Origin of the sequence: Dokdonia sp. Asnod2-E02, from assembly GCF_045063915.1 — a bacterium.
Classification (GTDB): domain Bacteria; phylum Bacteroidota; class Bacteroidia; order Flavobacteriales; family Flavobacteriaceae; genus Dokdonia.
In genome coordinates, this window is the sequence record NZ_JBEFNX010000005.1 from 1674976 (window position 1) to 1701063 (window position 26088).

The 26088-nt window shown below is 36.9% G+C and carries 28 protein-coding genes; 8 read left to right on the forward strand and 20 right to left on the reverse strand.

Annotated features, from left to right (window positions below):
• The first annotated feature begins 62 nt into the window (after positions 1-62).
• The 4 genes from ACJJVM_RS07635 to ACJJVM_RS07650 all read left to right on the forward strand — a co-directional run bounded on the left by ACJJVM_RS07635 (position 63) and on the right by ACJJVM_RS07650 (position 2683).
• On the forward strand, positions 63-1115 hold the full coding sequence (locus tag ACJJVM_RS07635; protein WP_405211281.1) for a 2Fe-2S iron-sulfur cluster-binding protein: 1053 nt from the start codon (positions 63-65) through the stop codon (positions 1113-1115).
• A gap of 24 nt (positions 1116-1139) precedes the next feature.
• Complete coding sequence (locus ACJJVM_RS07640) at positions 1140-1637, forward strand: hypothetical protein (protein ID WP_405211282.1); 498 nt, start codon at positions 1140-1142, stop codon at positions 1635-1637.
• 93 nt (positions 1638-1730) lie between these two features.
• The gene (locus tag ACJJVM_RS07645) at positions 1731-2024 is read left to right on the forward strand and encodes a hypothetical protein (RefSeq protein ID WP_405211283.1); all 294 of its coding nucleotides are present in this window, start codon (positions 1731-1733) and stop codon (positions 2022-2024) included.
• Positions 2021-2683, forward strand: a complete 663-nt coding sequence (locus ACJJVM_RS07650) for an ATP-binding cassette domain-containing protein (protein ID WP_038598211.1) — start codon at positions 2021-2023, stop codon at positions 2681-2683. The genes ACJJVM_RS07645 and ACJJVM_RS07650 overlap by 4 nt, the downstream gene beginning before the upstream one ends.
• A gap of 68 nt (positions 2684-2751) precedes the next feature.
• Here the strand turns inward: ACJJVM_RS07650 and ACJJVM_RS07655 are convergent, their stop codons facing one another.
• From ACJJVM_RS07655 to ACJJVM_RS07680, 6 genes are read right to left on the reverse strand one after another with little or no spacing between them, the layout of a single operon-like run.
• Positions 2752-3705 (reverse strand): NAD(P)H-dependent flavin oxidoreductase, encoded by a 954-nt coding sequence (locus ACJJVM_RS07655; RefSeq protein ID WP_405211284.1) that lies wholly within the window; start codon positions 3703-3705, stop codon positions 2752-2754.
• A gap of 59 nt (positions 3706-3764) precedes the next feature.
• The gene (locus ACJJVM_RS07660) at positions 3765-4778 is read right to left on the reverse strand and encodes a glycosyltransferase family 9 protein (RefSeq protein ID WP_405211285.1); all 1014 of its coding nucleotides are present in this window, start codon (positions 4776-4778) and stop codon (positions 3765-3767) included.
• A 59-nt stretch (positions 4779-4837) separates the two neighbouring features.
• Positions 4838-5449 (reverse strand): DUF4254 domain-containing protein, encoded by a 612-nt coding sequence (locus ACJJVM_RS07665; protein WP_405211286.1) that lies wholly within the window; start codon positions 5447-5449, stop codon positions 4838-4840.
• Between the two features lies 1 nt (position 5450).
• Positions 5451-6449, reverse strand: coding sequence for a DNA adenine methylase (locus tag ACJJVM_RS07670; RefSeq protein ID WP_405211287.1), 999 nt, complete (start codon positions 6447-6449; stop codon positions 5451-5453).
• Entirely contained in the window at positions 6446-7087 is a 642-nt protein-coding gene (locus ACJJVM_RS07675; protein WP_405211288.1) for a hypothetical protein, read from the reverse strand. Before ACJJVM_RS07675 ends, ACJJVM_RS07670 begins: the two co-directional genes overlap by 4 nt.
• The gene (locus ACJJVM_RS07680; RefSeq protein WP_299149311.1) at positions 7087-8013 is read right to left on the reverse strand and encodes a DUF6427 family protein; all 927 of its coding nucleotides are present in this window, start codon (positions 8011-8013) and stop codon (positions 7087-7089) included. The genes ACJJVM_RS07675 and ACJJVM_RS07680 overlap by 1 nt, the downstream gene beginning before the upstream one ends.
• A gap of 78 nt (positions 8014-8091) precedes the next feature.
• On the opposite strand from ACJJVM_RS07680, the gene ACJJVM_RS07685 reads away from it, so the two are divergent.
• Positions 8092-8355 carry a DUF6341 family protein gene (locus ACJJVM_RS07685; protein WP_298349828.1) on the forward strand — a complete coding sequence of 88 codons (264 nt, stop codon included), beginning with the start codon at positions 8092-8094 and terminating at the stop codon, positions 8353-8355.
• Between the two features lie 7 nt (positions 8356-8362).
• Here ACJJVM_RS07685 and purD read toward each other — a convergent pair whose 3' ends face one another.
• Entirely contained in the window at positions 8363-9631 is a 1269-nt protein-coding gene (gene purD, locus ACJJVM_RS07690) for a phosphoribosylamine--glycine ligase (protein WP_405211289.1), read from the reverse strand.
• A gap of 140 nt (positions 9632-9771) precedes the next feature.
• Here purD and ACJJVM_RS07695 point away from each other — a divergent pair, with 140 nt between their 5' ends.
• Together ACJJVM_RS07695 and ACJJVM_RS07700 are read left to right on the forward strand one after the other, a co-directional pair.
• Positions 9772-11052, forward strand: a complete 1281-nt coding sequence (locus ACJJVM_RS07695) for a phenylacetate--CoA ligase family protein (RefSeq protein WP_405211290.1) — start codon at positions 9772-9774, stop codon at positions 11050-11052.
• 93 nt (positions 11053-11145) lie between these two features.
• Positions 11146-12084, forward strand: a complete 939-nt coding sequence (locus ACJJVM_RS07700) for an endonuclease/exonuclease/phosphatase family protein (RefSeq protein WP_298349822.1) — start codon at positions 11146-11148, stop codon at positions 12082-12084.
• Here the strand turns inward: ACJJVM_RS07700 and ACJJVM_RS07705 are convergent.
• The 5 genes from ACJJVM_RS07705 to ACJJVM_RS07725 form a co-directional block, all read right to left on the reverse strand.
• Positions 12081-12875, reverse strand: a complete 795-nt coding sequence (locus tag ACJJVM_RS07705) for a glycosyltransferase family 2 protein (RefSeq protein ID WP_405211291.1) — start codon at positions 12873-12875, stop codon at positions 12081-12083. The two genes, ACJJVM_RS07700 and ACJJVM_RS07705, sit on opposite strands and share 4 nt — an antisense overlap.
• Positions 12859-14211: an undecaprenyl-phosphate glucose phosphotransferase gene (locus ACJJVM_RS07710; RefSeq protein ID WP_405211292.1), complete on the reverse strand. Its 1353-nt coding sequence runs from the start codon at positions 14209-14211 to the stop codon at positions 12859-12861. Before ACJJVM_RS07710 ends, ACJJVM_RS07705 begins: the two co-directional genes overlap by 17 nt.
• Before the next feature lie 2 nt (positions 14212-14213).
• Positions 14214-15200: a UDP-glucuronic acid decarboxylase family protein gene (locus ACJJVM_RS07715; protein WP_405211293.1), complete on the reverse strand. Its 987-nt coding sequence runs from the start codon at positions 15198-15200 to the stop codon at positions 14214-14216.
• Between the two features lie 91 nt (positions 15201-15291).
• Complete coding sequence (locus ACJJVM_RS07720; RefSeq protein ID WP_405211294.1) at positions 15292-16518, reverse strand: WcaI family glycosyltransferase; 1227 nt, start codon at positions 16516-16518, stop codon at positions 15292-15294.
• Positions 16511-16639 (reverse strand): hypothetical protein, encoded by a 129-nt coding sequence (locus ACJJVM_RS07725; protein ID WP_405211295.1) that lies wholly within the window; start codon positions 16637-16639, stop codon positions 16511-16513. The genes ACJJVM_RS07720 and ACJJVM_RS07725 overlap by 8 nt, the downstream gene beginning before the upstream one ends.
• Positions 16640-16686: 47 nt before the next feature.
• On the opposite strand from ACJJVM_RS07725, the gene ACJJVM_RS07730 reads away from it, so the two are divergent.
• Positions 16687-17112, forward strand: coding sequence for a T9SS type A sorting domain-containing protein (locus ACJJVM_RS07730; protein WP_405211296.1), 426 nt, complete (start codon positions 16687-16689; stop codon positions 17110-17112).
• Positions 17113-17171: 59 nt separating this feature from the next.
• Here ACJJVM_RS07730 and ACJJVM_RS07735 read toward each other — a convergent pair whose 3' ends face one another.
• From ACJJVM_RS07735 to gmd, 8 genes are read right to left on the reverse strand one after another with little or no spacing between them, the layout of a single operon-like run.
• Positions 17172-18323, reverse strand: coding sequence for a glycosyltransferase family 4 protein (locus ACJJVM_RS07735; protein WP_405211297.1), 1152 nt, complete (start codon positions 18321-18323; stop codon positions 17172-17174).
• A 3-nt stretch (positions 18324-18326) separates the two neighbouring features.
• Positions 18327-19538, reverse strand: coding sequence for an O-antigen ligase family protein (locus tag ACJJVM_RS07740; protein ID WP_405211298.1), 1212 nt, complete (start codon positions 19536-19538; stop codon positions 18327-18329).
• Positions 19508-20953 carry an O-antigen polysaccharide polymerase Wzy gene (locus tag ACJJVM_RS07745; protein WP_405211299.1) on the reverse strand — a complete coding sequence of 482 codons (1446 nt, stop codon included), beginning with the start codon at positions 20951-20953 and terminating at the stop codon, positions 19508-19510. The genes ACJJVM_RS07740 and ACJJVM_RS07745 overlap by 31 nt, the downstream gene beginning before the upstream one ends.
• Entirely contained in the window at positions 20943-22016 is a 1074-nt protein-coding gene (locus ACJJVM_RS07750; protein ID WP_405211300.1) for a glycosyltransferase family 4 protein, read from the reverse strand. The genes ACJJVM_RS07745 and ACJJVM_RS07750 overlap by 11 nt, the downstream gene beginning before the upstream one ends.
• The gene (locus ACJJVM_RS07755; RefSeq protein WP_405211301.1) at positions 22006-23274 is read right to left on the reverse strand and encodes an oligosaccharide flippase family protein; all 1269 of its coding nucleotides are present in this window, start codon (positions 23272-23274) and stop codon (positions 22006-22008) included. Before ACJJVM_RS07755 ends, ACJJVM_RS07750 begins: the two co-directional genes overlap by 11 nt.
• The gene (locus tag ACJJVM_RS07760) at positions 23275-23895 is read right to left on the reverse strand and encodes a class I SAM-dependent methyltransferase (protein WP_405211302.1); all 621 of its coding nucleotides are present in this window, start codon (positions 23893-23895) and stop codon (positions 23275-23277) included.
• Entirely contained in the window at positions 23896-24942 is a 1047-nt protein-coding gene (locus ACJJVM_RS07765; protein ID WP_405212184.1) for a GDP-L-fucose synthase family protein, read from the reverse strand.
• 7 nt (positions 24943-24949) lie between these two features.
• A complete protein-coding gene (gene gmd, locus ACJJVM_RS07770; protein ID WP_405211303.1) occupies positions 24950-26068 on the reverse strand; it encodes a GDP-mannose 4,6-dehydratase in 1119 nt (372 codons plus the stop codon).
• Between the last annotated feature and the right edge of the window lie 20 nt (positions 26069-26088).

Here is a 26088-nt window from a genome sequence, read left to right on the forward strand (position 1 = left end):
TAAACTACTCGTAATGTTACACATAAAACGCATTGCTTTGTATTTTTGTAAAAAAAACGTCAATGTCTTCATTTCATACACTTCATATTCAGACCATTAAAAGAATCACAGCAAAGTCTGTTGCTATTACTTTTGCACTTCCGGGTGCTTTAAAAGAGCACTTTACCTTTGCGCCTGGTCAATATATTACTTTAAAAACTACTATAGATGGCACAGAGGTTAGACGTGCTTACTCTATTTGTAGCACACCTCAAGAGGGGCTTACCGTTGCTGTAAAAGAGGTAGAAAACGGAACGTTCTCAACGTATGCAAATAGAGAACTTAAGGAAGGTGACACGCTAGAGGTACAAGAACCAGAGGGTAGATTTAAGATAGATAATTCCGCTTTCGCGAAAGCGAAAAACTACGCAGCATTTGCCGCAGGTTCTGGTATTACACCTATTCTGTCTATGATAAAGACAACCCTTACTCAATCTCCAGATAGCACTTTTGTACTAGTCTTTGGGAACCGAACGCCAGAGGAGGCGATGTTTATAGACGAGTTACAAGCGTTGAGATCTCAATATACAGATCGCTTCTCTATAGAGTCTATTTACTCGCAGTCGCGTGTAGATGGCGCACACTTTGGCCGTATTATGAAATCTACGGTAAACTTTGTTGTAAAAAATAAATATGCCGAAAACAACTTTGACGATTACTTTTTATGTGGTCCAGAGGCAATGATTAATGAAGTAACTAAAGTTCTAAAAGAAAATGAAGTTGCAGACACTGCCATACATTTTGAACTCTTTACAGCAAGTACAGAAACTACAGAGATCGAGGCGCCTCTAGATGGTAAAACGGCTATAAAAGTACTTTGTGACGATGAGGAGTTTGAGTTTACAATGGATCAAGAGACAAACATTCTTGACGCCTCGCTAGATGAAGATATAGACGCACCACACTCTTGTCAAGGCGGTGTATGTAGTAGCTGTATCGCACGAGTAACAGAAGGTACTGCTGTGATGTCACAAAATCAAATTCTTACAGATGCAGAGGTTGCAGAGGGACTTATCCTTACCTGCCAGGCGCATCCTACCTCAGCTAGAATTGTGGTAGATTATGATGATATATAATTGTTGTGCACTAGTTGACCAAAAATGAGATTAACCGAATTAATTCTGATTTTATTAATATCTAATTTAACTTTTGGACAAAAGAAATATGTAGGAATTTATAAAGATCGATTTTCAGAAAGTATTGAATTAAAATCGGACTCAACTTTTATGCACAAATGGCAATTTGACCTTGCTTCGAGTTGGACAACTGGAAAGTGGAATGTGAAAAATGACACTATCTATCTGAAAACTGAATTAGTAATGGACACTTTGCAAATTAGGGATTCGAAAAATAATGTTATTGGTGATTCTTTGGTTATTTCATCTGACCGAAAAATTGACCGAATTGAAAAAAATGAATTTATAGTATCATTCTTATCAAGTGGAGGACAAAATCGATATGAACCACCGACTAAAATTTGTTGGAAAAGAAACAAACTCTATCGAATTAATGAAAATGGAACTCTTGACCGACGAAGAGTAAAAGCATTTTGGACTAACAAAAAATATAAAACATTTTTTCGAGAAGAAACTGAATGATTAAAAACCTGCCCGTTATACAACGGGCAGGTTTTTTTATGCCATTAAAGTATGTTACCCCTACCTTAAAAGGAGATTATCTATTTTTAACCTATGTGGAACTTTTATCGTGACGTAACATTATATGCTGCTGCAGTCTGCCTTTTATTTGGACTCGCGACGGTGCCTGCTCGAGATAGCATTATAAATGGTGTTTTGGTAACCATCGTTGTTTTTGGTGTGTTTGGGACTGGCTTGGGCATTCTTGCTTTTAATTACTTTCAAAAGCAACAATACTATATGTACCATAATCTTGGTTTTACAAAGAGGCACCTCATCACAAGAACCTATGTGATAAATGGTGTTCTAGCCATAGTCTTGCTTATCATTACATCCTTCTTTGTATGATAAACGAGCTACAACTCATATCTGCACAAAAATCATTTGGAAGCAAAGAAGTGCTCAAAGATGTCTCCTTCACACTACAGACTGGTGATATTTTGGGACTATTTGGTGCTAATGGATCTGGCAAATCTACATTGCTCAAGATACTTTTTGGCACCTTAAGAGCGACTAAAGCAACACTTACCATAAATGGCTCACCTATATCTCTAAAGAAGATTATTCCAGAGCAATATATAGGGTATTTACCGCAAGAGAGCTTTCTACCTAAGCATTTAAAAGTAAGAGATATCATCCCGCTATTTTATAGTGATGGTGATGATCAAGACGCCATTTTTAGAGCTCCATTTATAGAAAAAATAGCGTCAAAAAAAGCGGGCGTACTCTCAATGGGTGAGATACGTTATCTAGAGCTGCTACTTGTAGCAAATCTTAATCACCCATTCCTTATGCTAGATGAGCCTTTCTCTATGATAGAGCCCTTGTATAAAGAAAAGATAAAAGAGTTTTTGTTTTCGCTTAAAGCAAAAAAAGGAATCATACTCACAGACCATTATTATACAGATGTACTAGACGTTACTACGAGTAACATTGTACTTTCTAACGGGTTTTCTTCGGTAGTATATTCGGTAGAAGATCTTAGGCTACAAGGGTATATTAAATAAAAAAACCTGTCTCATCTTTATGACTTGACAGGTTTTGGTTTTATTTACGCTTTCGCGAAAGCGTACTTCTATATAAACTTCTTAATAATCGTTGCTACAGGCTCTATCGCTGTGGTTTGCTCTATAGATGGTCCTGCAACCCATACGGTTTTATAAGTAGCTCCCTGTGCGGCCTTTGTGGTATCACGCATACCCTTTGCAAAACGAATGGCTTTTACCCATTTTTTGAGCTTCTTATTTTTATTAAGAAGACCTTCTAGCCAGGTTTGTTTTGTTCCTATCTTTTGAACATAAGGTGTATTAATAACTGTACACGGTGTACCAGATATCTTTTGTGTCATCACGATATCTTTTGCACCAAAGTCTACACAAGCTTGCTTGTACTCTTGAGACACAGGTGCCTCTTCTGAAGCTATAAAAGGGCTTCCTATACTTGCTCCTATCGCGCCGTAAGACATTGCAAGATCAAGGTCGCTCTTGTTTGCAACTCCACCAGCAGTTATTACTGGTATCGCGCAGTTTTCATTAAGCTCTTTTATAAGTGCTTCTGGAGCAATATTACCTCTGTGACCTCCTGCTTGATTATTTACTGCAACTAGTGCGTCACAACCCATTGCTTCTACCTTTTTTGAATAGCTCAAGTCTGTAACATCGCAGAATACTTTAATTCCCTTTGGTTTTGCCTTCTCGATAACCATTCTAGGTGACCCGAGAGATGTGATAATGAAGTCTACACCTAGCTCACAAGCTGCTTCCAGCTGTGCAGGGTACTTCATATTAGATTTATTTACAATAAGATTTATCCCAAAGGCTCCTCCAGGTACTTTTGCCGCTTTAAGCTCAGTAATGGCAGCTTTGAGCTCTTCTATAGTTCTATAATTAAGTGCTGGCACACAAGCAGCGATACCGCTTTCCATTCCGGCTTTTAACATTGCGACATTAGACACCAGAAACATAGGTGCCATAATAATAGGGTGAGTAATGCCTAGTAAGTCGTTAAGGGTAGGTTTTGTTGCGCTCATAGTTATATAATATACCACAAATATAGTATAATTTTACTGTGCGCGCATAGTATGTTGTGTTAGATAGTTGCTTTAATCTTATCAATTACCTGTTCTGGTAAGATGGTTTTCATCACATCTTCATAACCTTCTGGCACTAGATTGCCGTATATTGAAGTTGGGATTTTTGGATACTTTTTTCTGTCTGACACTATGCAGTGCTCTTCTTGATTAAATGGAGCAAAGCCTGCATAAGGATGTGTTACTCCCCAAAGGCTTATCGTAGGAACGCCATACATTGCTGCTAGGTGTGCGTTACCACTATCCATAGAAAGCATCCCGTCTAGCTGACTTATAAGATTAAGTTCTTCTTTAAATTTAAGTGCTCCAGCTACGACCTTTACATTTTTACAACTATCTGAGAGGTTATTAAGTATAGTCACTTCTGAGGGCGCTCCAAATAGAAAGATATCGTACTTATCATATAGGTCTATTCCTTCTACTACCATTTTCATATAGTCTAGAGGATACTGCTTACCTAGGTGAGCGGCAAAAGGTGCTACTCCCAGCCACTTACGACTATGACCTGCTGTAAACTCAATGATTGCTGGCGCTTTATTGGGTTTTGGTAAAACCTCTGGAACTAGGTCTTTAAATTCTAGGTTGTCAAAAACAGCTTTGTAGCGCTGTACAGTTGTAGCAAGTTGTGTAAAGTTCTTATCGCTTTCTCTAGTGAGTGCTTTCTTTTCGGCTCTTCCTTTATCTAGAGTTGCACTAGGCAGATTAAGAAAGGTACGAAGCATTTTAGACCGTATGACATTGTGCAAGTCTGCAACGTGTGTGATACCAAGCTTTTTCAGCTGGCGTGCGAGTTTCAATATACCCATCACTCCTTTATGTTCTGAAGTGACATTTGCAGCAACAAATTCAAGGTTAGGTATGGAGCTTACAATGGGTTTAAAAAATGGTTTTGAGAGAAAAGATATTTTTATGTCTGGATTTGCTTTCGCGAAAGCGTAAACCACAGGCACCGTCATCGCTACATCTCCCATTGCAGAGAGCCGTATGATGAGAATATGTTTTTGTCTAGCCATTATAAGAATGCACGATACCGTTCTTTAAAATAAAGAACAGTATCGTGCGTAAGGATTCATTACTTTTTAATGTTTCTGAGTACTGGGTTTAACTCATCATCATTATACATTTTCATTTGCTTGTATACCTTCATATACTTGTCTCCTTTTGAGATATCATCAAGTAAGGTATCTATTGCTGTAGAGAGGTCTACGCGTTGCTCTAGTAAAACATCTAGCTTAGTCTGGCAAGCAGCTCTGTGTGCATCACTTGCATCTTCACGTGTTGCTTCTTCTTGCATATGATATACTTTTAAAGCAAGTATAGATAAACGGTCTACTCCCCAAGCTGGGCTTTCTGTATTAATTGTTGCTCCTTCTTTTACAGTTACATCTTTATACTTCTCAAGAAAATAGCTATCTATATACTCTACCATATCTGTACGATCTTGGTTTGAGGCATCAATCTTACGTTTAAGTGTAAGTGCAGCCACAGGGTCTATTTGAGGGTCGCGTATAATATCTTCATAATGCCATTGTACAGTATCTATCCAGCATTTACGGTATAGCAAGTGCCCTAGTACATCTTCATTTTTATCATACTTGTTGACAAAAGGTTGATCTACGGTGTTTATTACGTGATAGGTGTCTATCGCTTCTTTAAAAATGGCATTTGCCTTATCTGTAAACATATTATTGTTTTTCTAAAATGTGTAAATACTCTATTGTGCTGCTAGCTTTGTGATGACGGCTAGCTGTTTTATCTGCTCTGAATCGTTTATAGCTGGTGGTTTTTACATCATATCTACCATACTGCTCCATCACCTTCTTAATAACTGATGGACTCATTAAACCCTCATTACTGTAGCTTACAAAAATGTACTTAAACTGAGCATTTTTTATAAGTTGTTCAAAGCTTGAGACAACCGTTTTCTTACTACAATAAGCACTTTTATTATAGATGGGAAGACCTGTTTTTCCTCGTGGTGCAAAGATATTATATTTTGCAATGGTATTAAGTATGTGATAATTTGCACCATACTGACGTACATTATATGGTGGATCTATGTATAAAATATCTCCGCTTATTTTAGTAATAAGCTCGTTACCATCTTCTTGAAATACTTTATGGGCTGTCTTTGTAATCTCAAAAGTAGCCGGAGTAATGACCATACTCTTTGCGGCTCTAGGTTTTATAGTTTTGAGATAAGACCCATAAACAGAGGCTGTGTTTGCAATTTTATCTGCACTCTCAAGTAGGCTGGCTAGTAGAAAATAGTAGACATCTGTACTTATCGCTTTATTACCATACCATTTTTCAACCTCTGTGCGTATGCTATCAATTTTTTGAGCATTATGCTTGCTGAAATATAACCGATTACCCACACCTCCTTCTCCATATTGTGCGGCAATAAAACCCTTTTGTAGTGGTAATGAATTTAGGTTTTCTATAAGGTCATTATATTCAAAACTCTTATAATTTCCTATATAATTACGATTGAGAACGTAGCTATAAAACTCAAAATCATTTGCTATGACGGCTTTTACTTGAGGTTTAAATACTCTACCTACCGCGCTTGTACCTGCAAAGAGATCGCAAAAAACCAAATCTCTTAGGTCTTGCCCACACACGCTATATATAGTGTCCTGTATAAAGGAAGATAATCTATGTTTTGAACCTATATAATTCATCTATTTACCCATATAATGTCTGCCATTGTTTCCTTTCCTTCCTCGAGGGAAAGGACTTCCATTACTGCTGGTGTTTTCTGTTTTCCGTAGGGTTCTATGATGGATTTTATGAGTTCTATTTCGGCTTTTAGTTTCCAGTGTTCTCCGTTTTGGTCGTGCACGACAATAAATAACCTGTTATTGAGGTGAAAGCGTTGCCCGGTACTTTGGTGCTTGTAAAACCACTGTATGAATTGCGTTTTGTGCGCTTTCGCGAAAGCGTAATTCTCACCAAATCCTTTTGGGAATATACTTGTTTTATGGTCTATGCGCTCGCCTAGCCATCTAAAATCGTAGTGGTCTTCTACCGGATTAGGGTTAGGTGCGAAACCTGGTAGGTCTGTAAAAATTTTTTCTACGGCCTGGGCACTCCAGAAGTTGTACCATCTGTTTATGGCGTAGTTAAAGAAATCTTGTGTGGGAAAATTATGCTCCTTTTGTTGCTCCTCAATTTGAACTAAAAGCGCTTCCCAAGACATTGTTTTATAAATAAACTTAGTCGCATCATCCCAAGTATCATTTTGCTTTCTATTCCAAACATAGGGAAGGTTACACCTTTTCTTTAACTCACTCTCTATGTAGGATATATCGAGCTTCATTATGCGATATAGTTTATAAATACTGGAAGAAGGACAATAAGCCACAACAAGCTTTCCTTAAAAATAGGACTCTCTGTGTGTTCTAAAAAGTTACTTACTATAATGGTCATCACAGGTACAATAAGATACCACTCTGCTCCTGTTTTATGTGCCGAGAGTGTGATAACAACTATCCCTACGGCTAGCAATCCTAATATTACAGAGTATCGAGACTTTGCTCCAGAAGAGGCATTTCTTTGCTCTCCTAGGTAGCGCCATACGGTCCATAATAGCAGGGCTATAAAAAATGCAATGGGTGTGAGAGTTTCAAGTTCATTATAGGCCTTAAAATCAAATGACACAGACTCAAATACAATGTCAACATCTGCCGGACTACCAGCTTGTAACAGTAAAAAACTATAGTATATAACTGCAAATGATATGATTGCAATGAGGGGTATAATTAAATATCTGGGGTTTGATATATTGTATAATAGAAGTGCAATATAAATCGCTATTAAATACAACCAACTAAAATAAAAAGAAAGTGCTGCTAGAAGTATCCATAGGGTGGCATCAAAAATCTTTCGTTCCATATACAACTCAGATTTAAAACTTATGATACGTCGCAAGGCTATGAGAATAAAAAAGCCTGCAAGTAGTATCGCGCCATCTCGTAAAGCCGCTGGCAATGCAAGGCTAAACGCGGCAAAAAGTAATACGCCGTAGGTACTACGCTTAGTCAAATCATTTTTTTGAGCTACAAAATTGAGTATAAACATTGTGCTTATAAAAAGTAGCCACATCCCCACTAGTCGCAGGGTTTCTTGCCAGTTAAAGGGCTCTATAACCCACTGCCTATTGCTATAAAAAAAGCCTAATGTCATATAAATGATGACCACAACTACGGCTAGGGGCTTTGAAGTACCAAAAAATCTTGTGAGCATAGCTAGTTTTTTTCCTATTTTTGCAGTCGCATCTATAGATGTACAACTAAGATTTCAATATTGTAAACATACAACATTATGAGTTTGACAGGATTTTTTGAAGGAGTTCAAGAATTTGCAGAAGCAACTTTATTTGCACCCTTTAATGCACTCGCAGAGTTAGAGCTAAGTAACTGGTGGCTTGCAAACGGTATAAACTGGATTTTTATGCTTATTTGTGCTGTTGCAATCGTATACTGGATTATGGAAATCAAGAAATATGATGCAAATGATACTGAGTATCGTGAAGCAAAAGCTCACGGTTTTTTAGGAAAAAACAGCGAGCTCGAGAGCAACCTTTAATATTACTTTATAGGTCAAAGCCTATATCTGTACGATAATTGATCCTATCAAAATGTAGATTTTCTATATTTTGATAGGATTTTTTTATGGCCTGTTTGAAGTCATCATCAAAAGATGTAATTGCGATAACACGACCTCCGTTAGTCACTACTTGCCCATCTTTTTCTGTAGTTCCGGCGTGAAAAACAAGTGAATCTTCTACCGTATCAAGGCCTGTAATGACTTTACCCTTTTCATATGCTTCTGGGTAACCTCCAGATACGAGCATAACCGTTGCTGCACTTCTTGAGTCTAGTTTAAATTCCTGTTTATCTAACGTTTGAGCATCTACTGCCATAAAAAGCTCTACAAGATCAGACTGTATACGTGGTAATACCACCTCTGTCTCTGGGTCTCCCATACGCACGTTGTACTCTATTACTTTAGGATCATCTCCTACTTTGATAAGACCTATAAAAATAAAACCTTTGTACTCAATGTTTTCTTTAGAAAGCCCGTTTACCGTAGGTTTTACGATACGCTCCTCTATTTTTTGCATAAAAGCATCATCTGCAAATGGTACCGGACTTATAGCACCCATACCACCAGTGTTAAGACCTACATCTCCCTCACCTATACGCTTATAATCTTTGGCTGTAGGGAGTACTTTATAGTTCTTACCATCTGTGAGTACAAAAACACTAAGCTCTATACCGTCTAAAAACTCCTCGATCACCACAGTCGCACTTGCATCACCAAATTTTCCTCCCAGCATATTTGCTAGCTCTTGCTTTGCCTCTTCAAGATTGTCTATAATCAAAACCCCTTTTCCTGCAGCAAGACCATCTGCTTTTAGTACATAAGGCGCCTGTAGTGTTTCTAAAAATGTCTGTCCCTTATCAAGTGTTTCTGCGGTAAATGCCTCATAGGCCGCCGTAGGAATATTATGAGCCATCATAAACTCTTTTGCACGCTCTTTACTTCCTTCTAGCGCTGCGCCTACTTTACTAGGCCCTATAACAGCTACGTTTTTAAGTGATTGATCTGCCTTAAAAAAGTCATAAACACCTTGTACAAGCGGGTCTTCTGGCCCTACTACTACCATCTCTATATCTTCTTTTATAACAAGCGCTTTAATTGCGTCAAAGTCTGTAACTCCTATGGCAACATTTGTTGCTATTTGTGACGTTCCAGCGTTACCAGGCGCTACAAACAATGCATCACAGTGATCACTTTGAGCAATTTTATATGCAAATGTATGCTCGCGTCCTCCAGAGCCTAAGATTAAGATGTTCATTTGAGTGGTTTTTAGGTTTAAGAGCAAAAATAAGTTTTGCTTGTGTAAATAGGTGCGATGTCTCTATATTTTTCAAACGTGTTTTGTATTTTGGTATTTAAAATTAAGGTGACTTGAAACTATTTAACCGAGCGTTACGAATGAAAGGGTTTGATACTGATTTTGCAAAAGCAGAATTAGCACGTATCCAAAGCATACCAGAAAGTGAATATGAAGACTACATTTCAGAACAAAAAAAGACCATAGTAACCTATCACGAGATTTATAACTCTTTTTATAAAAATCTACTTATAGAAAGAGATGAAAAAGACTGGGAAACACTACCAGTACTCACAAAGAAAGATTTACAACAACCACTTGAACAAAGACTCTCTGAACTCTATCATCTCAAAAATGTACACGTAGGTAAAACCTCCGGATCCTCTGGCACACCTTTTACATTTGCAAAAGATAAAGACGCACACGCACTCACTTGGGCCTCTTTTGAAGATAGATATCAATGGTTTGACCTTGATCTAGACCGCTCAAAACAAGCACGATTTTACGGTATTCCGCTCAACGCTATTGGGTATACAAAAGAGCGTCTCAAAGACTTTTTAAGCAATAGATACCGCTTCCCAATTTTTAATCTTAATGAGAAAGCACTAAAATCTATCCACAAAGCATTTAAGAAAAAGAAATTTGAGTACATAAACGGTTACACCAGCAGTATTGTACTATTTGCCAAATATTTAAAAAAACACAATCTCATACTCACAGATGTCTGCCCTACTCTTAAAGCTTGTATTGTAACGAGCGAGATGCTTTTTACAGATGACCGTAAGCTTATAGAAGAATACCTCAACGTACCTATTATCAATGAGTATGGGGCATCAGAAATTGGACTCATCGCATTTCAAAATAAAGACAATGAGTTACAAGTAGACAGTGAACTTCTTTTTGTTGAAATTCTTGATAAAAATAATCGCTCAGTTCCCAATGGGGAGATAGGTCGTATCGTGGTCACCTCACTCTATAATAAAGCCCATCCATTTATACGCTATGATATAGGAGATATGGGTGCGCTTTCGCGAAAAAGTACTCCCAAAAAACCAATTCTAGAAAAATTGCAAGGCCGCACAAATGATATAGCAAGATTACCAAGCGGAAAAGTAGTACCAGGTCTCACCTTTTATTATGTAACAAAGAGCATCATACAAGATGATGGTAATGTAGAAGAGTTTGTAATTGAACAAACAGCACTAGATACATTTATGTTTATTTATACAGCACAAAGACCACTCAGTACTGAGCAACAAGATGCTATAAAAAAGGCAACAGCAACTTATCTTGAAGAAGGGTTAAAAGTAGATTTTATCAAGGTAACTACAATGGATAGATCTGACCGCGGTAAATTAAAACAGTTTACATCAAAAGTCTAACTGAACTTATCCATAAGTTCTGACTTGATAAACAGGCAAATACCTCTTTATCGGTAGTATTACAATTTCTATCTTACCATAAAATATCGTGTTATGCCAGCCTTTCCAAAACCCGCATTTACTTATAATTTTTCGGTTAAAGATCAGATAGACTTATTACTAGCACATAAAGAAAAGCGTCACATACCAGAAAAGTCTAAAACCAAATTGCTCATCGCTTCTTGGAACATTGCAAACTTAGGACTTCATAAACGCTGGACTATACACGCAGCCCTTATAGCAGAAATTATAGACTGGTTTGATCTCATTGCCATACAAGAGGTAAACGTAAACCTTGAAGGCCTTAGACAAATAGAAGCCGCGTTACCTAGTCATTATAACTTACTTTTTTCTGATAAGGCTGGTAATAATGAACGGTTTGCCTACATATTTGATAGCCGCGTAGTAAAGCAACTTGAGATGGTAGGGGAAGTAGCAATCCCGCCTAAGGATCATAAGTATATAAAGTTACCTGGAGTTACTAGCTCTTTTACTGGCTTTGATCGTAATCCTTATCTAGGCTCTTTTCAATGGAGAAATACAAATTTTGTTTTACTTAATGTACACTCCTACTTTGGGAGTAACAGTAAGAAAAACATTCATCGTAGAGCTTTAGAAACTTATGCAATAGCTAGGCACACAGACTTGATGGGAAACTCTAAATATGCCTTTTCTGATAAAATTATTGCCCTTGGTGATTTTAACTTACCACTAGTAGAACCTGGTGACCTCATCTATAAAGCCTTGGTAAAACGTGGCCTAGAACTACCTAAACATTCTACTAAGGTATACTCAAACATTGCAGATGATAAGATGTATGATCAAATAGCTTTTTTACCTTCTCTAAAAAACACCATACAGGCAAATGGGACTTTTGATTTTGATAACGCAGTTTTTCCAGACTTATGGCAAGAAAACCACAGCAAGTTTAAGTCTTATGTAAAGTATTACCTATCTGACCACAGACCTATCTGGATGCAAATAGCCTTCTAGTAAGTTTCTATATATTTTGGTCTCACAAAAAAGTACTCCATTAAAAAAATCCCTAACCAGTATGCTGATTTAAACCAAGAATACTCCAGATGCTGATTGTAAAATTTAAAATTATACTTTACTAGTTGTACTTTATTTGCACTCATAGATCCTTCTCTTATTCTATAAAAAGCTAGATCCTCTTGAAGCCCTAGGGCTTTTTTATTGCTTCTTTTTATTGCTTCCAGCCACAGTGCCCAGTCTTGCCTTTTTCTTATGCTAGGCGCGCTTATTTTACCTGTCAGGCTAGCATTGTATACTCCAGTGAGATTACCTATGTAATTATTTTTGTGCTGTTTACTATACGTAAGAGAAGGCATCGCGTTTATGCGCTTTCCTAGTGGGTTACCCTCATCATCTATTTGTATGTAGCTGGTGTATGATACTGCACAGTTATGCTTTTGCATAAAAGTAATTTGTTTAGATAATTTTTCGGGATGCCAAAGATCATCTGCATCTAGAAAGGCTATGTAGTCACCACTCGCAACCTCTGTTGCTTTATTACGGGCATAGGCGGCTCCTTTGTTTCGCGAAAGCGTAACAACACGTATTCTACTATCTGTGCTAGCAAGCTCTTGTGCTAGTGATAGCGAGCCATCTGTAGAGGCATCATCTACAATAATATGCTCCCAGTTTTGATAGGTTTGCGCTTGTATACTTGCGCTACAAGCTTGTATAAAACGTGCCGCATTATACAATGGTGTTATAATAGAAACTAAGGGTTGTGGTGTATGGCTAGTAGGCTTTTTCATCTCCTACTATGGCTTTATAAACGGTGGTAAATACTATTTTGATATCTAAAAACAATGACCAGTTTTCTACATAGAATATATCAAACTTTACGCGGTTTACAATATCCTCATCTGTCTCCACCTCACCTCTATAACCGCTTACTTGTGCCAGACCGGTAATACCAGGTTTTATAAAATGACGTACCATAAACTTATCTATGCGCTCTGCATACATATGCGTGTGGCTTACCATATGTGGTCGTGGGCCCACAACAGACATATCTCCTTTAAGGACATTTATAAACTGTGGCAACTCGTCCATACTTGTTTTTCTTAAGAACTGACCTACACGAGTGATGCGCTCATCATTTTTACTCACCTGTTCAAGATCTGCCTTTTCATTAGGTCTCATAGATCTAAATTTATAGCAGTAAAACTCGTGATAGTCAAGACCATTACGTTTTTGTTTAAAAAACACGGTTCCTCTTGAGTCCAACTTAATTAATATGGCGAGTATAGGTGTGAGCCAAGAAAGAACTCCTACTAGTACAATTACCGACAAAACAATGTCAAAAGCACGCTTTATAAACTGGTTAAGAGGCGTGTCTATAGGTATGGTACGTAATGATAAGATTGGCGTGATCCCTAAGTATTGGTACTCTAGTTTTTTTGTAAAAATCTCTCTGCTATCTGGTATAAATTTGAGGATTTTAAGATTGTTATCTGTAAACTCAGAGATTTCTCTAAGTTCTTCATTTGAGAATTGCTCTACAGAACAGTATACCTCATCTATATTATTTTCTAAGATATATCTAAAAATACTATCTAGAGAGACTTTAGGTTTATTTATATCAAAAGTGTTCTTAACCATATACCCGTAGGCCTTGTTTTCTAAAAAGAAGTTTTTGAGCTCTTCTGCTTGATTATTCCAACCTAGAATAACCACATTACGATGGTTACCACCTAGCACAGTTCTATAGGTTTTAAGTAAATAAAACACCCCAAACTTTACGATAGACACCCCAAGAAATACATATAAGACATAAAAAATAATACTACGCGGTGATGTGTTTACATCTTGAAAGAAACCATAAAAAGCAAATACTAATAAAGCAAATATGGCAAGTTGTAATAAAATAAGAGAGACAATGCGCGTGGGTCTTGTGTATCGATATACCTCATAAAAATCTGACTTGGTTGCGGTAAACACCCACGTAGCAATGATGTAGATAGAAAACAGCAAGAAGTTTTCATTCATTACAAGACATAGCTTAGCTAGCAACACTATAATTGCAAGGTCAATACAATAAATTGCTGGCCTTATATAAACTGAATATCTACCTACGCGTTGCGCCATACTTATTTACGTATGTGCTTTGAGAAGTCCTTATGCTCACTTTTATAGAGCTCCTCTTGTGTAAGGTTTTTAAAATATTCGAAGGTTTTTTGCATACCCTCTTTTCTACCTACGGTAGCTGTCCAGTCCAAAATCTCTTTAGCTTTTGTAATATCTGGCTTGCGCTGCATAGGGTCATCTACAGGCAAGTCTTTATAGATTACCTTTTGATCTGTACCTGTAAGTTTTATAATCTCCTCTGCAAAGTCTTTTATCGTGATCTCATCTGGGTTACCTATGTTTAGTGGAAGTACATAATCACTCATAAGTAACCTGTAAATACCTTCTACTTGATCATCTACATAACAGAAAGACCGTGTCTGTAAACCATCTCCAAAAACGGTGAGATCCTCCCCTCTTAATGCTTGCCCCATAAAAGCTGGTATTACTCGACCGTCGTTAAGTCGCATTCTTGGGCCATAGGTGTTAAATATGCGCACAATGCGCGTCTCAAGACCGTGAAAACGGTGATAAGCCATTGTGATAGACTCTTGAAAACGCTTTGCCTCGTCATATACACCACGAGGACCTATGGTATTTACATTACCATAATACTCCTCATCTTGCGGGTGTACTAGAGGATCTCCATACACCTCTGAAGTAGAGGCTATGAGTATACGTGCATTTTTAACCTTTGCAAGACCTAGTAAGTTATGGGTACCTAGTGAGCCTACTTTTAAGGTTTGTATTGGGATTTTAAGGTAATCTATAGGACTTGCTGGTGAGGCAAAGTGTAATATGTAATCTAGCTCACCTGGCACGTGTACAAAAGTGGTCACATCGTGATGATGAAACTCAAAATGTTCTAATTTAAAAAGATGCTCAATATTAGATAAACTACCTGTAATAAGATTATCCATCCCTATCACGTGAAAGCCTTCTTTAATAAAACGATCACATAAATGTGACCCTAAAAATCCTGCTGCACCTGTTATTAAAACTCTCTTCATTATCTATTATTGGTTGATTGGGTAGCAAATCTTATGACTGACTGCTTGCCGTAAAAATAAGGAAGTATTCACTGCTTATAAAACTAAGCTCCTATAACCTTCTCAATGTGTCAGTAAAGTCTTTCAAAATAGCTTTTCTGGCATATTTTTGTACTATAAACTTCCTTGCGTTACTCCCCATTAACGTTGCTCGATCACTATTGGTACGTAAGCTGTTTAAAATAGCCACAATCTCTTGTGCATCTGTAGTGCTTTTATAATAGCCGCCTTGCGATGCCTCTATAATTTTTGCAGGCTCTGCATCTGGGTGGCCGGTTATTATAGAAGGGCGTGCACTTGCCATCATTCCTAAAATTTTTGAAGGCATTACTGTGTCTACAACTTCGGCTTTTTGAAATAAGATATGTACATCTGCACTAGCTAGTAAACTCGCTAACCCTTCAAGTGGTACTGGATCATAAAATTGTACACTAGAATCTTTAAGTTGATCTTTAAGAATCTCCATTTTTGCTCCTGCACCTACTACAATTACTTCAAACTTTGTAAAATCTAGTGCAGCAACTATTTTTTTAAAAAAAGACCAGTCTTGTTTATCCCCCACATTACCCGCATACAGAATACTAAACTTGTCTTGAGAAAAGTATGGGTGTTGTGCCACTTGAGACGGGTCACTCTCTGTGGCATCTATCCAGTTAGGCAGGTAATATGTAGTCGTATTTGTCTTTTCTTTAAGTTTAGCCAGCATAGTCTGGCTTATAGTGCTCACACAGTCTGCTTTGTCGAGTATAGAGCGTTCTAAACGCATTAAACCTTTATAAGCAACACTTTTATTTTCTGATGTTGTGGCAGCAAGTCCAGATTGAAAAGCCGCATCAAATTCAAAATCTTGAATATGTATCCAGTGTTTTGCATTACGCTTTCGCGAAAGCGTATTCCCTAACCACGCACTGCTCGTAAATGGTATTACTGAAATCACAATATCGCACTCCTTTATTTGCTTAAAGTTAAAACGTGAGCCTAGTGTAAAGTCTGTAATATGTACTACACGCTTTAAAAAGGTGGGACTCTTAGGTGTAAACTGCTTGTATCTATAAATGTCTATAGATCCTTTTTTCTCGTGTAAGTAACTCCCTTTATCTTGATATGCTGGAGCAATCTCCCACTGCGGATAATACGGAAAAGCTGTGATGACAGATATGTGTGCACCCTGTTGCTCTAGGTACTCTGCCATCTGGGTGCTGTATAAACCTATGGCCGTATCTTCTGGATAGAAGTTAAGGGAGATAAGAGTGATGTGCTTGCCTGTGAGATTATTCAATACGATCTTTTAATATAACTAGTGGAGAACCTATACATACCTTACCTGCTGGTACGTTTTTAAAAACGCTACTTCTAGCACCTATTACGGTTCCGGCACCTACAGATACTCCTGGTGCCACGTAAACATCTGTAGCCAGCCAGCACTTCTCTGCTATGTGTATAGGCTTTGCATAAATATCAAAATGAGGTGAGCGATAGTCGTGCGCGCCTGTGCATAAATAACTACGTTGTATTAAAGCCAGGATTTACAGCTAATATAGGTAGTTTTTTTCGGGCATACATAGAAGACTGTTCAAATTATACAACTAGTAGATCTAATGAGATTTCAAATGAAAATGTAGTAATATCTAAAAGAAATCACATTATTCTATACCCCAACCCCACAAGAGGTGAGTTTTCTTTAGAGAATAAAAATCTAGAAGTTGTAAATTGGGAGGTGTATAATCAATACGGGACGAGTCAATTTAAAAATAGATCTGTTGTAGGGGAAACTATAAATGTAGACCTTTCTGGCAAGCGCACTGGTATTTACTTTATACAATTAACAATGAAGTCTGGAGAAGTCATTTCAAAATCTATTATCAAAGAATAAACAGTTATTTTCTCAATGTATTTAAACCATCTTGATTAAAAGTCAAGGTGGTTTTTTCGTTATAAAACAGAGCTATAAATCTCTAGTAACTGAGAGAGGTTTTCTTCCCTAGTATACTTTTCTAGAAACGTTTTTCTAGCATTTTTCCTTAAGAATTGTTGATGTACGCTGTCTAATTTTTTAATAGTATTTGCGAGATCCTTTATATTATTCAATTGGTAGTGTAATCCATTATAACTATTTGTAACCAGCTCGCCAGCATTTCCAAATGATGGAGCAATCACGGGAGTTCCATACGAGAATGATTCTATAATTACTAAGCCAAAGGTCTCATACATTTTTGAACCCGTAATAAGTACTTGTGCATTTTTATATAATGAAGCTAGCTCCTGCTGGTTTTGAAAACCAACAATTTCAATATTATTATTGCTATACGAGATTTGTTTAATCTCATCAAGAAGAGGACCATTTCCTACTACTTTAAGCCTTTTTCCAGATTTAATACAAGCTTTTATAATAACTAGTACGCCTTTCTCAACAGATAGGCGACCTACAAAAAGCGCATAATTGTCTTTATGATAGCTAAAACCGTTGTCATCTGCAAAGTTTGGTTTTATTTCAATTTGGTTATCACTAAAATTAATATGGGACTTGTCAAAAATTTCCTTTGACAGATTGCTCAGAAAAATAACTTTGTCTATTGACGAAGTCCAAGTTTTAAGATAACCGTGTATAGCATTACTTATGACAGGAAACGCAGTTGCAATTTTAGAGTTTTGATAGCAGCCATTTTTGATGCCAGAAAACCCTATTCTATTAGTTGTGCAGTCTTCACAGACACCGCCTTGTCTATAAAGTAAACCGTTGCTACAAATCATTCTATAATTATGAATTGTCACCACTACTGGAACATTTAATTCTTTACAAGCATAGAAGACTGCTGGAGAAATAATGGGTAAAAAATTATGAACGTGCACAACATCGGGAGCCTCTTGCTTAAGAAACTCTTTTATATTTTTTTTTTGAGCTAATGAATACGTCAGTGATAGTGCTGTTTTAAGCTTTTGTGAGATGCTAAGTATATCCTTATTACTAACTATATACTGTGAGACTCTATTACCTGCTTCCTCTAGCATCTTTTTCTCTCGAGCAACTACAACGTCTTCTCCTCCTATATCCTTGTATTCATTATGTATTTGAACAATATGCATTACCTACTCTTTAGAATTAAAAAGAGAAAAATAACTTGTAAGAAGAGAGAAGTACAATACCCCAGACTCTCTTTCTAAAATATTTTCGGTAAACATTACAACACCATAGAATATTATCGTTAAAATGAGTAATTGGTTGTCAAATCTTATTCCTAAAACAATACTTAATAACAGATAAAATACAAACAGAACAAATACTACAAGACCTCCCATTATTAAAAAACTCAAATATTGATTGTGAGCGTTATATCTTCCCTCCATTAATACTTTACTACCCTCTACTTTATATTGTTCATACAATACATCATTATAATCTCCTATTCCATATCCTAATAATGGAGCTTTACTTATTACATCTATAGCCGACTCATATATACCATACCTAATGTTTGTTGAATTTATAGTGCTGTCTTGAACATTTTCCATCTTAAATAATTCAATAAACTTATTTCTTGTCTTAGGTACAGCAATAGTTAATCCTACTAATACTATTATGCTTATCAAAAAAGGCTTGAAAAACTTATCTCGTCGTTTGAAAAATAGTGCAAGAAAAAGAATAAGGCAAAGCGCAATGAGAGGACCTTTTTTTGCATACAAAAGCAAAAAAGAAATTAGTATAATATCTATAGCCAAAATCAAAGCCATAAGTCTCTTAGAAGTAGTGTTTAGTATTACAAAAAATGAAAAAAGTATCGCTAAACTTGTGTGCATTGATAAGTAGATAGGATGGATTCCAAATTTTCCAAAATCGACCCTTACAATGGTAGCGTAGTGAATTATCATTTCTGAAAACGTATAGTTTGTAAACCACAAATATAGAAATGGTAATATGTTAAATGAGAATACAGAGAAGATGTAAACTTTTAATAAGAGGGGCTTCCAAGATTTTACAATAGACTTTATATCCTTAGTAAGTAGCGAAAACAAAAATGGAAATATCACCAATGATGACATAGAAGTGACTTTACGTAAAGCATAGGTTTTATTGTCACTATAAAGAGATGAAAGAATGAGAACGAAGAAAAATAGCGTAGAATATAGAAAATAACCTTTCCTAAAAACAAACTTTGTATATGAAATCGTACTTAGCACAACGCAAGCAAAAAAAACTACCGCAATAGTCTTTATGTTTGTAGGAAGAATAATTGATGCAAATAGTAGTGTAATGGCTACTTTAAGCAACATTACATTTTTTTTATTTGTTTCAATTTCCATAATCTTTGGTTTAATAATAGTTGCTCGATAATAAAAGTAATAATTCGAGTGAGTACTAAAACCCCCACAAATATTCCCACGTAATAGGAAAAACCATTTGCAAAATCACCCCTAAGTAAAAAAAGCAAGTGTATTGCAAAGTAAAAGCCTAGCATTTTTTTTAGATAATCATCACTTTTAAACCACGACAAAAGTTTAACACAAACCATTGCTAGAATAAGTGCCATAAAAAAAACACCTGAAATTCCAAAATTCACATAGCCTTCTGAAACCAGCGGATTAGAAAGATTACTATAATTAAAACCGTAATAATCTATAAGGTGTTCTCCTACTTGATTACCAGTAGAAAGGGGTTTTGACTTCCATAAACTTCTTGGCACAAAAAATAAAAGACCACTTAACAATTGATATCCATAAGCAAATCCTTCGTATTTCACATAATCAATAGTAGCTGTAATATTAATAAAAGCATCGTAATGTATTGTATTAAAAACTTCTCCTATTCCGTAACCCTCAAATTGATCTAATAAAACACGAGGCTGTATTAATATTTCTCGAAAAGTGACCGTTACGTGAGTGAGTATTGAGGAGAGAGGGAACACTATTATCATCGAAAAAAACATAAATAATGTTGTTTTTGTATTACTATTCAAAAATGCTGGAACTATTAAATAAATAAGGCTAATGTAAATAGGTCCTAGAGCATTACGTTTTTCTGTAAGGGGGTTTTTAAACCAAATTAAAAATGTTACTAGTACCAACCCCAGTACTCCGATAATTAGAATATTAGATAGTAGCTTTTTTTTCTTTTTAAAATATTGAAAACACAAGATGATTCCAGCAAAAGGAACCATAAATAAAACCTTCTTCCATAAAAGCAGTACGCCTATTGATGCCGAAGAAGATTTCCAACTAGGTCTACTTACCTCTTCTTGAACAAAACTATAGCTACTAACAAAAATTAGAGCAGATAATAAGGTAAGCGATAAGATTGTTAGCGGTAAATTTCTATAATTCTTCCTACTGTACTTTGGAATCGCCTTTAAAATTCTAACCTTTTTAAAAAATATATAGCTTGAGAAAAAGGTTAGATTAAATATTATAATTAAAATATTTGTAAATATAATGGCATCCTCTCTATATGTCAGTTTAGTGGGAAATACACCATTTCTTAAATGTAATTCTCCAATTTGAAGCAAAGGAGATACTATAAAAAACAAGAAGTTAAAAACAATGTATACAGATATAAAGGGTGAGTACTCTCGCTCTTGATATAAATGCCACCAGAACAACACAAACAGAACAAGGTTGCTCATAAAAAATGATATCCACACCCATACATCTGTTGCAAAAGTTGCAAACAGCACAACACTTATCCCTAGATAAGCTAGTAGTAAGATGAGTCTACCTATCATCGTCTTGCGTAAGTTTATAAAACACCATTGCCATTGCCTCTACCGTATACCGCTCGCGACAGTAGGTGGAGATTGCAGCCCTTTTTTCAATCCACTCTTCTCTGTTTGAGAATATTTTTTTTACGCTTTCGCGAAAGCGTAAAACATCATCTGTCTCATAAAACACCACATTATCGCCCTCTATTGCTGCCTCTATTTCTGGAGAGTGCGGTTCATTACGAGAGACAAGCATAGGTACTCCAAAACCAAAACTCTGGGTAATAGATAGGCCTACATAACCTGGCGAAACACTTAACAAGCTTGATGCATAAAGTTGTTCTAACTTCTTTGTGTCACTTATATGGCCATACAAAACCACACGACTATCAAGGCAGTGTTCCTCTATAAATGTAGCGATTTTAGATTGTTCTTCTCCTGCGCCTACTATGAGAAGCTTTGTTTCTGGTGGGAGATCTGGTAAACACGCTTTAAATGCTTGGACTAAAAAGAGTGATTTTTTTTCTGGAGTTAATCGCCCTACGTAAATCAGATGTTGTGGTTTACCTGCGGGCACATTCATTATCGCACTACTCATAAGTGCATTAGGCGCGGCGAGTATGTGTGTTACGGGCATTTTTTCTTGTAGCTCTTCCTGCTGCTTTTTAGTATACACCACGATGGTAGAAGCTAGTTTACGCATTTTATGACGCAAGCGATCTGTGGGACTATTTTTACCCTTACGCGGCCAGGCGTGACCCCACAACACGGTTTTGAGCCCCTTAGATTTCCGTTTATATAACAACCACCAGTTGCTCAATATGCGAGGGTTCATCTCAAGTACAACAATACCTGGCTCTAGTGCTAGATGTCTAACTCCTCGTTGCCATAAAAAACGATTACCTAGTAAAAATTTGTTTTCTAGTTTCTTGTGTAAAATACTATTGTCTGTTTGTACAGACGGCTCAAAATAATGGGCTCCACCATATAGCGAGAAATTTGTGTCCAGTAATCTGTAGAGTTCAGCATAGAAGCCTGCTCTATAGTCTGGTAATGCAGTCTGTACAATGGTAAGTCTAGACGGCATAAGTTTGGGATTTAGACTGTTTAAAGAAATACACCCAGCTCAATAATGCGAGAACAAACTCTGTAAGAACCACTGCTGCCACAATACCATAAATAGGCCATATACTTACCAGAAGGCAAGCAAGTAAGACATTAAAGATACCTCCTACTAGTAGTATATTCATACGTTTTACATAGGCACCTATAGCAGGTAAGTATAGTGTTATAATGAGCATATTGAGACCTGCAAAAACAGTTGCAGTACATAATATCTTAAATGCAGTTGTATAAGCTGTTATAGCAAGATCATCAAATAACAGTTGTAAAATATCCTCTCCAAAGATAAGTATGATAGTTATAAAAATACTAGCCAGTATTATGATACCCGGCGCCATCTTACGTATACTCGCTCTTCTCTTTGCCTCATCTTGTACAGAGAGCCAGGGAAAAACAGCTTGCATAATGGGGGAAAAGAAACCTTTGGCTGCCATAAAAATCTTTTCAAAACTGCCGTAAATACCAGCAATAGCATCTCCAGCAATCATCCCTACTATAAATACATTTGCAGAGTTAAAAAGACGTGCAGCTATATTAGACACAAAGATGCTTTTACTCTCTACCATAAGTTCGCCCATCAACTTTTTTGAAGGTTTGATGAGTTTTACAAACTTGAGGCTTATCATAAAGCTTATGATTCCGGCTATAAGAAAGCCTATGCTGGTGAATAATGGCACATTGCTATAATCACCTACCTCACGTACAAAAATGAAGATAAGAGCCGTAAAAATGATTTTAGCAAGCACATTGAGTATTGCTATAAACTGCATTTTCTCAATTCCCTGAAAAAACCAATCTGGAAACAATGCCTGCCCTACTACTACACCATAACTTAACGCATATACCTCCCACTCTAACCTAAATCTAGGGAAAGCAAGGATGATTATAGCATACACCATAGCTACTGCAACAGCCAATAATAATTTTATAGATATCACTGCCGAAAAGACCTGGGCTTTTTCGGTAGCATTGTCTTTGAGGATAGATATTCTTCGAGTAGCGCTTAAGTTAAATCCAAACTCTACAAATACATATAAAATGGTACAAAATGACTGCCCCAGTAATATGAGGCCATACTTTTCTACACCTAGTGTACGTACGAGGTAAGGCAATAATATAAGAGGTAACAGAATATTTGCCGCCTGTATAAACAGTAACGATACGTAGTTACCAGCCATTTTACGACCTGCAGCACTTTCTTTTATGGATTTAAGTATGCTCAATTATGGTTTAATTAAAACTACGGTATCTGAGACGCCGCTGGTAAAATGAATCTGTTTCCAATCGCTAGTAAGGTCAGAAAACTGCTTCCACGCTTCTGGTTGCGTTTTTCCCTCTCTCTTAAAATTATAAGGCGTGTGTGACGCTATTGGTATGTATCGCTCTGCATCATCTAGTAATAAATAACCTCCAGACGTGAGTTTATTTATAGCTTCTAGCGCGATACGATCTCGATGCTTACCATCTACAACCACAAAATCTATAGCGTTATTATCAAATTCTTTAACCACATCTACATATGGAATGTTACCGCTTGCATCTTTCTCACAAGATTTTAAGACATAGCGTACGTTTGTAAGCTTAGCATTATTAAGTTGTTCTTCTACTTTTTGAAACCACTCTTGATGATCTTCTATGCTTACTAGACTCTTAAGTTTATGAGCGTACCAAACGGTACTTCTACCAGACCCAAACTCTACTCCACGCATCTCTTTGTTGAGGTTTGCTTCTAGCCATTTTATAGCACTCGGAGCAATCCACGGTTTATCTTTATTAAACTGTTCGTAAACAAAGAGTCCTAATCTATTGGTAATATATCTAGGGGTCCAGATTTTGGGATTCATTTATTTCTTTTTTAAGTACCAATTGTACAGACTTACGACGCCTTCTTCTAAGCCTACAGTATGCTTCCACCCTAGTTTATGCAACTTATCTACATTAGTAAGTTTACGTGGTGTACCGTCGGGCTTTGAGGTGTCAAAAACTAGTTTTCCTTCAAAACCTACGGTGCTTTTTATAAGCATTGCAAGCTCCTTTATGCTAATGTCTATTCCTGTGCCTATATTTATGTGGGTATTCCTTACCTCATCACTGTCACCTCTTACTTGGTCAAAGCTTGTTTTTTCCATTATATGTACACAGGCATCTGCCATATCTTGACTCCATAAAAACTCGCGTCTAGGACTACCTGTTCCCCATATCTCTACACTTTCGGCAGAGATGCCAAACTTTTTTAGGATAGGTTGCGCTTTCGCGAAAGCGGAAACCTCTAGATCTTTACATACCTCATCGTTTTTACCTTCTGACAAGAGCTTTGCAAGGTGCATTTTTCTTATAAGTGCTGGTAATACGTGTGATTTCTCCAGGTCAAAATTATCGTTGTACCCATACAAATTAGTAGGCATTACCGATAGAAAATCTGTCCCGTACTGAAGATTGTAACTCTCACAAAGCTTGATTCCTGCGATTTTTGCAATTGCATAGGGTTCATTTGTATACTCTAGTGTACCTGTGAGCAGCGCATCTTCTGGCATAGGTTGTGGTGCGTTTTTTGGATAAATACAGGTACTACCCAAGAAAAGTAATTTTTTAACTCCGTGCTTGTAACTCTGGTGTATCACGTTGTTTTGTATCATAAGGTTGAGATACAAAAAGTCTGCTCTGTACGTATTGTTGGCTATGATACCACCCACCTTTGCGGCAGCCAGAAAAACATATGCTGGTTTTTCTGTTTTAAAAAATGTTGCTGTGGCAAGGGTATCTGTAAGATCCAGCTCTTGGTGTGTGCGCGTGACGATGTGATGATAGCCCTTTGCGGTAAGTGCCTTTACAATTGCACTTCCCACAAGGCCTCTATGGCCTGCAACATAGATTTTTGCCTCTTTAGGTATAGTTATGCTACTCAAAATAGTTCATTGTTTGATACCCTCCTTCTTTAAGATAGCTGTCCTTTTGCATTAGCTTGATGTCGCTCTTCATCATATCATCTACAAGTCCTTGTAGTTTATACTCTGGTTTCCAACCTAGCTTATTATAAGCTTTTGAAGCATCACCTATTAAGAGCTCTACTTCTGTAGGTCTAAAATATTTTGGATCTACCTCAACAACTACTTGACCTTCTTTTACCGGGTACCCAGGATTATTTGATGAGACTACTTTACCTTTTTCTTCTACTCCCTTACCTGTAAACTCTAAGGTGACGCCTATATAGTTAAAAGCCATTTTTATGAAGTCTCTCACAGTAGTTGTCTCTCCTGTAGCTATCACCCAGTCTTCTGGTTCATCTGCTTGTAAGATCATCCACATCATACGCACATAATCTTTTGCGTGTCCCCAGTCACGTTTTGCATCTAGATTACCTAGATACATTTTATCTTGAAGACCTAAGGCAATCTTTGCGGTTGCTCTAGTGATTTTTCTAGTTACAAAAGTCTCCCCCCTTACTGGCGACTCGTGGTTAAATAATATACCGTTGCAAGCAAACATATTGTACGCCTCACGGTGGTTAACGGTAGACCAGTATGCATAAAGCTTTGCTACTGCATATGGACTACGAGGATAAAACGGTGTTGTCTCGCTTTGTGGTACCTCTTGTACCTTACCATACAGCTCTGAGGTAGATGCTTGATAGATTTTTGTTTTCTTCTCTAATCCTAAAGCTCTTACAGCTTCTAGCAGGCGTAGAGCACCTAGACCGTCTACATTTGCCGTATACTCAGGCATCTCAAAAGAAACTTGAACGTGGCTCATTGCTCCAAGATTATAAATCTCGTCTGGCTGTACTTCTTGTATAATTCTAAAGAGGTTTGTGCTATCTGTAAGATCACCGTAATGCAAGAAAAATTGTTGATTATCGATATGAGGATCCTCATACAAGTGATCTATTCTATCTGTATTAAATAGTGACGTCCTACGTTTTATACCGTGTACTTCGTACCCTTTTTTGAGGAGAAACTCACTGAGATAAGCTCCATCTTGCCCTGTGACACCTGTGATTAATGCTACTTTATGACTCATAACGTGCGTATTGGAGTTTC

What these genes read in the sequence shown, in the direction of transcription:
- ACJJVM_RS07645 (WP_405211283.1), top strand. Translation starts at nt 1,731, where the DNA reads ATGTGGAACTTTTATCGTGACGTAACATTATATGCTGCTGCAGTCTGC.
- ACJJVM_RS07750 (WP_405211300.1), bottom strand. Translation starts at nt 22,016, where the DNA reads ATGCCGTCTAGACTTACCATTGTACAGACTGCATTACCAGACTATAGA.
- ACJJVM_RS07635 (WP_405211281.1), top strand. Translation starts at nt 63, where the DNA reads ATGTCTTCATTTCATACACTTCATATTCAGACCATTAAAAGAATCACA.
- ACJJVM_RS07745 (WP_405211299.1), bottom strand. Translation starts at nt 20,953, where the DNA reads ATGATAGGTAGACTCATCTTACTACTAGCTTATCTAGGGATAAGTGTT.
- ACJJVM_RS07655 (WP_405211284.1), bottom strand. Translation starts at nt 3,705, where the DNA reads ATGAGCGCAACAAAACCTACCCTTAACGACTTACTAGGCATTACTCAC.
- ACJJVM_RS07640 (WP_405211282.1), top strand. Translation starts at nt 1,140, where the DNA reads ATGAGATTAACCGAATTAATTCTGATTTTATTAATATCTAATTTAACT.
- ACJJVM_RS07650 (WP_038598211.1), top strand. Translation starts at nt 2,021, where the DNA reads ATGATAAACGAGCTACAACTCATATCTGCACAAAAATCATTTGGAAGC.
- ACJJVM_RS07760 (WP_405211302.1), bottom strand. Translation starts at nt 23,895, where the DNA reads ATGAATCCCAAAATCTGGACCCCTAGATATATTACCAATAGATTAGGA.
- ACJJVM_RS07740 (WP_405211298.1), bottom strand. Translation starts at nt 19,538, where the DNA reads ATGGAAATTGAAACAAATAAAAAAAATGTAATGTTGCTTAAAGTAGCC.
- gmd (WP_405211303.1), bottom strand. Translation starts at nt 26,068, where the DNA reads ATGAGTCATAAAGTAGCATTAATCACAGGTGTCACAGGGCAAGATGGA.
- ACJJVM_RS07665 (WP_405211286.1), bottom strand. Translation starts at nt 5,449, where the DNA reads ATGTTTACAGATAAGGCAAATGCCATTTTTAAAGAAGCGATAGACACC.
- ACJJVM_RS07670 (WP_405211287.1), bottom strand. Translation starts at nt 6,449, where the DNA reads ATGAATTATATAGGTTCAAAACATAGATTATCTTCCTTTATACAGGAC.
- purD (WP_405211289.1), bottom strand. Translation starts at nt 9,631, where the DNA reads ATGAACATCTTAATCTTAGGCTCTGGAGGACGCGAGCATACATTTGCA.
- ACJJVM_RS07705 (WP_405211291.1), bottom strand. Translation starts at nt 12,875, where the DNA reads ATGAAAAAGCCTACTAGCCATACACCACAACCCTTAGTTTCTATTATA.
- ACJJVM_RS07675 (WP_405211288.1), bottom strand. Translation starts at nt 7,087, where the DNA reads ATGAAGCTCGATATATCCTACATAGAGAGTGAGTTAAAGAAAAGGTGT.
- ACJJVM_RS07680 (WP_299149311.1), bottom strand. Translation starts at nt 8,013, where the DNA reads ATGCTCACAAGATTTTTTGGTACTTCAAAGCCCCTAGCCGTAGTTGTG.
- ACJJVM_RS07660 (WP_405211285.1), bottom strand. Translation starts at nt 4,778, where the DNA reads ATGGCTAGACAAAAACATATTCTCATCATACGGCTCTCTGCAATGGGA.
- ACJJVM_RS07715 (WP_405211293.1), bottom strand. Translation starts at nt 15,200, where the DNA reads ATGAAGAGAGTTTTAATAACAGGTGCAGCAGGATTTTTAGGGTCACAT.
- ACJJVM_RS07735 (WP_405211297.1), bottom strand. Translation starts at nt 18,323, where the DNA reads ATGCATATTGTTCAAATACATAATGAATACAAGGATATAGGAGGAGAA.
- ACJJVM_RS07700 (WP_298349822.1), top strand. Translation starts at nt 11,146, where the DNA reads ATGCCAGCCTTTCCAAAACCCGCATTTACTTATAATTTTTCGGTTAAA.
- ACJJVM_RS07695 (WP_405211290.1), top strand. Translation starts at nt 9,772, where the DNA reads ATGAAAGGGTTTGATACTGATTTTGCAAAAGCAGAATTAGCACGTATC.
- ACJJVM_RS07710 (WP_405211292.1), bottom strand. Translation starts at nt 14,211, where the DNA reads ATGGCGCAACGCGTAGGTAGATATTCAGTTTATATAAGGCCAGCAATT.
- ACJJVM_RS07685 (WP_298349828.1), top strand. Translation starts at nt 8,092, where the DNA reads ATGAGTTTGACAGGATTTTTTGAAGGAGTTCAAGAATTTGCAGAAGCA.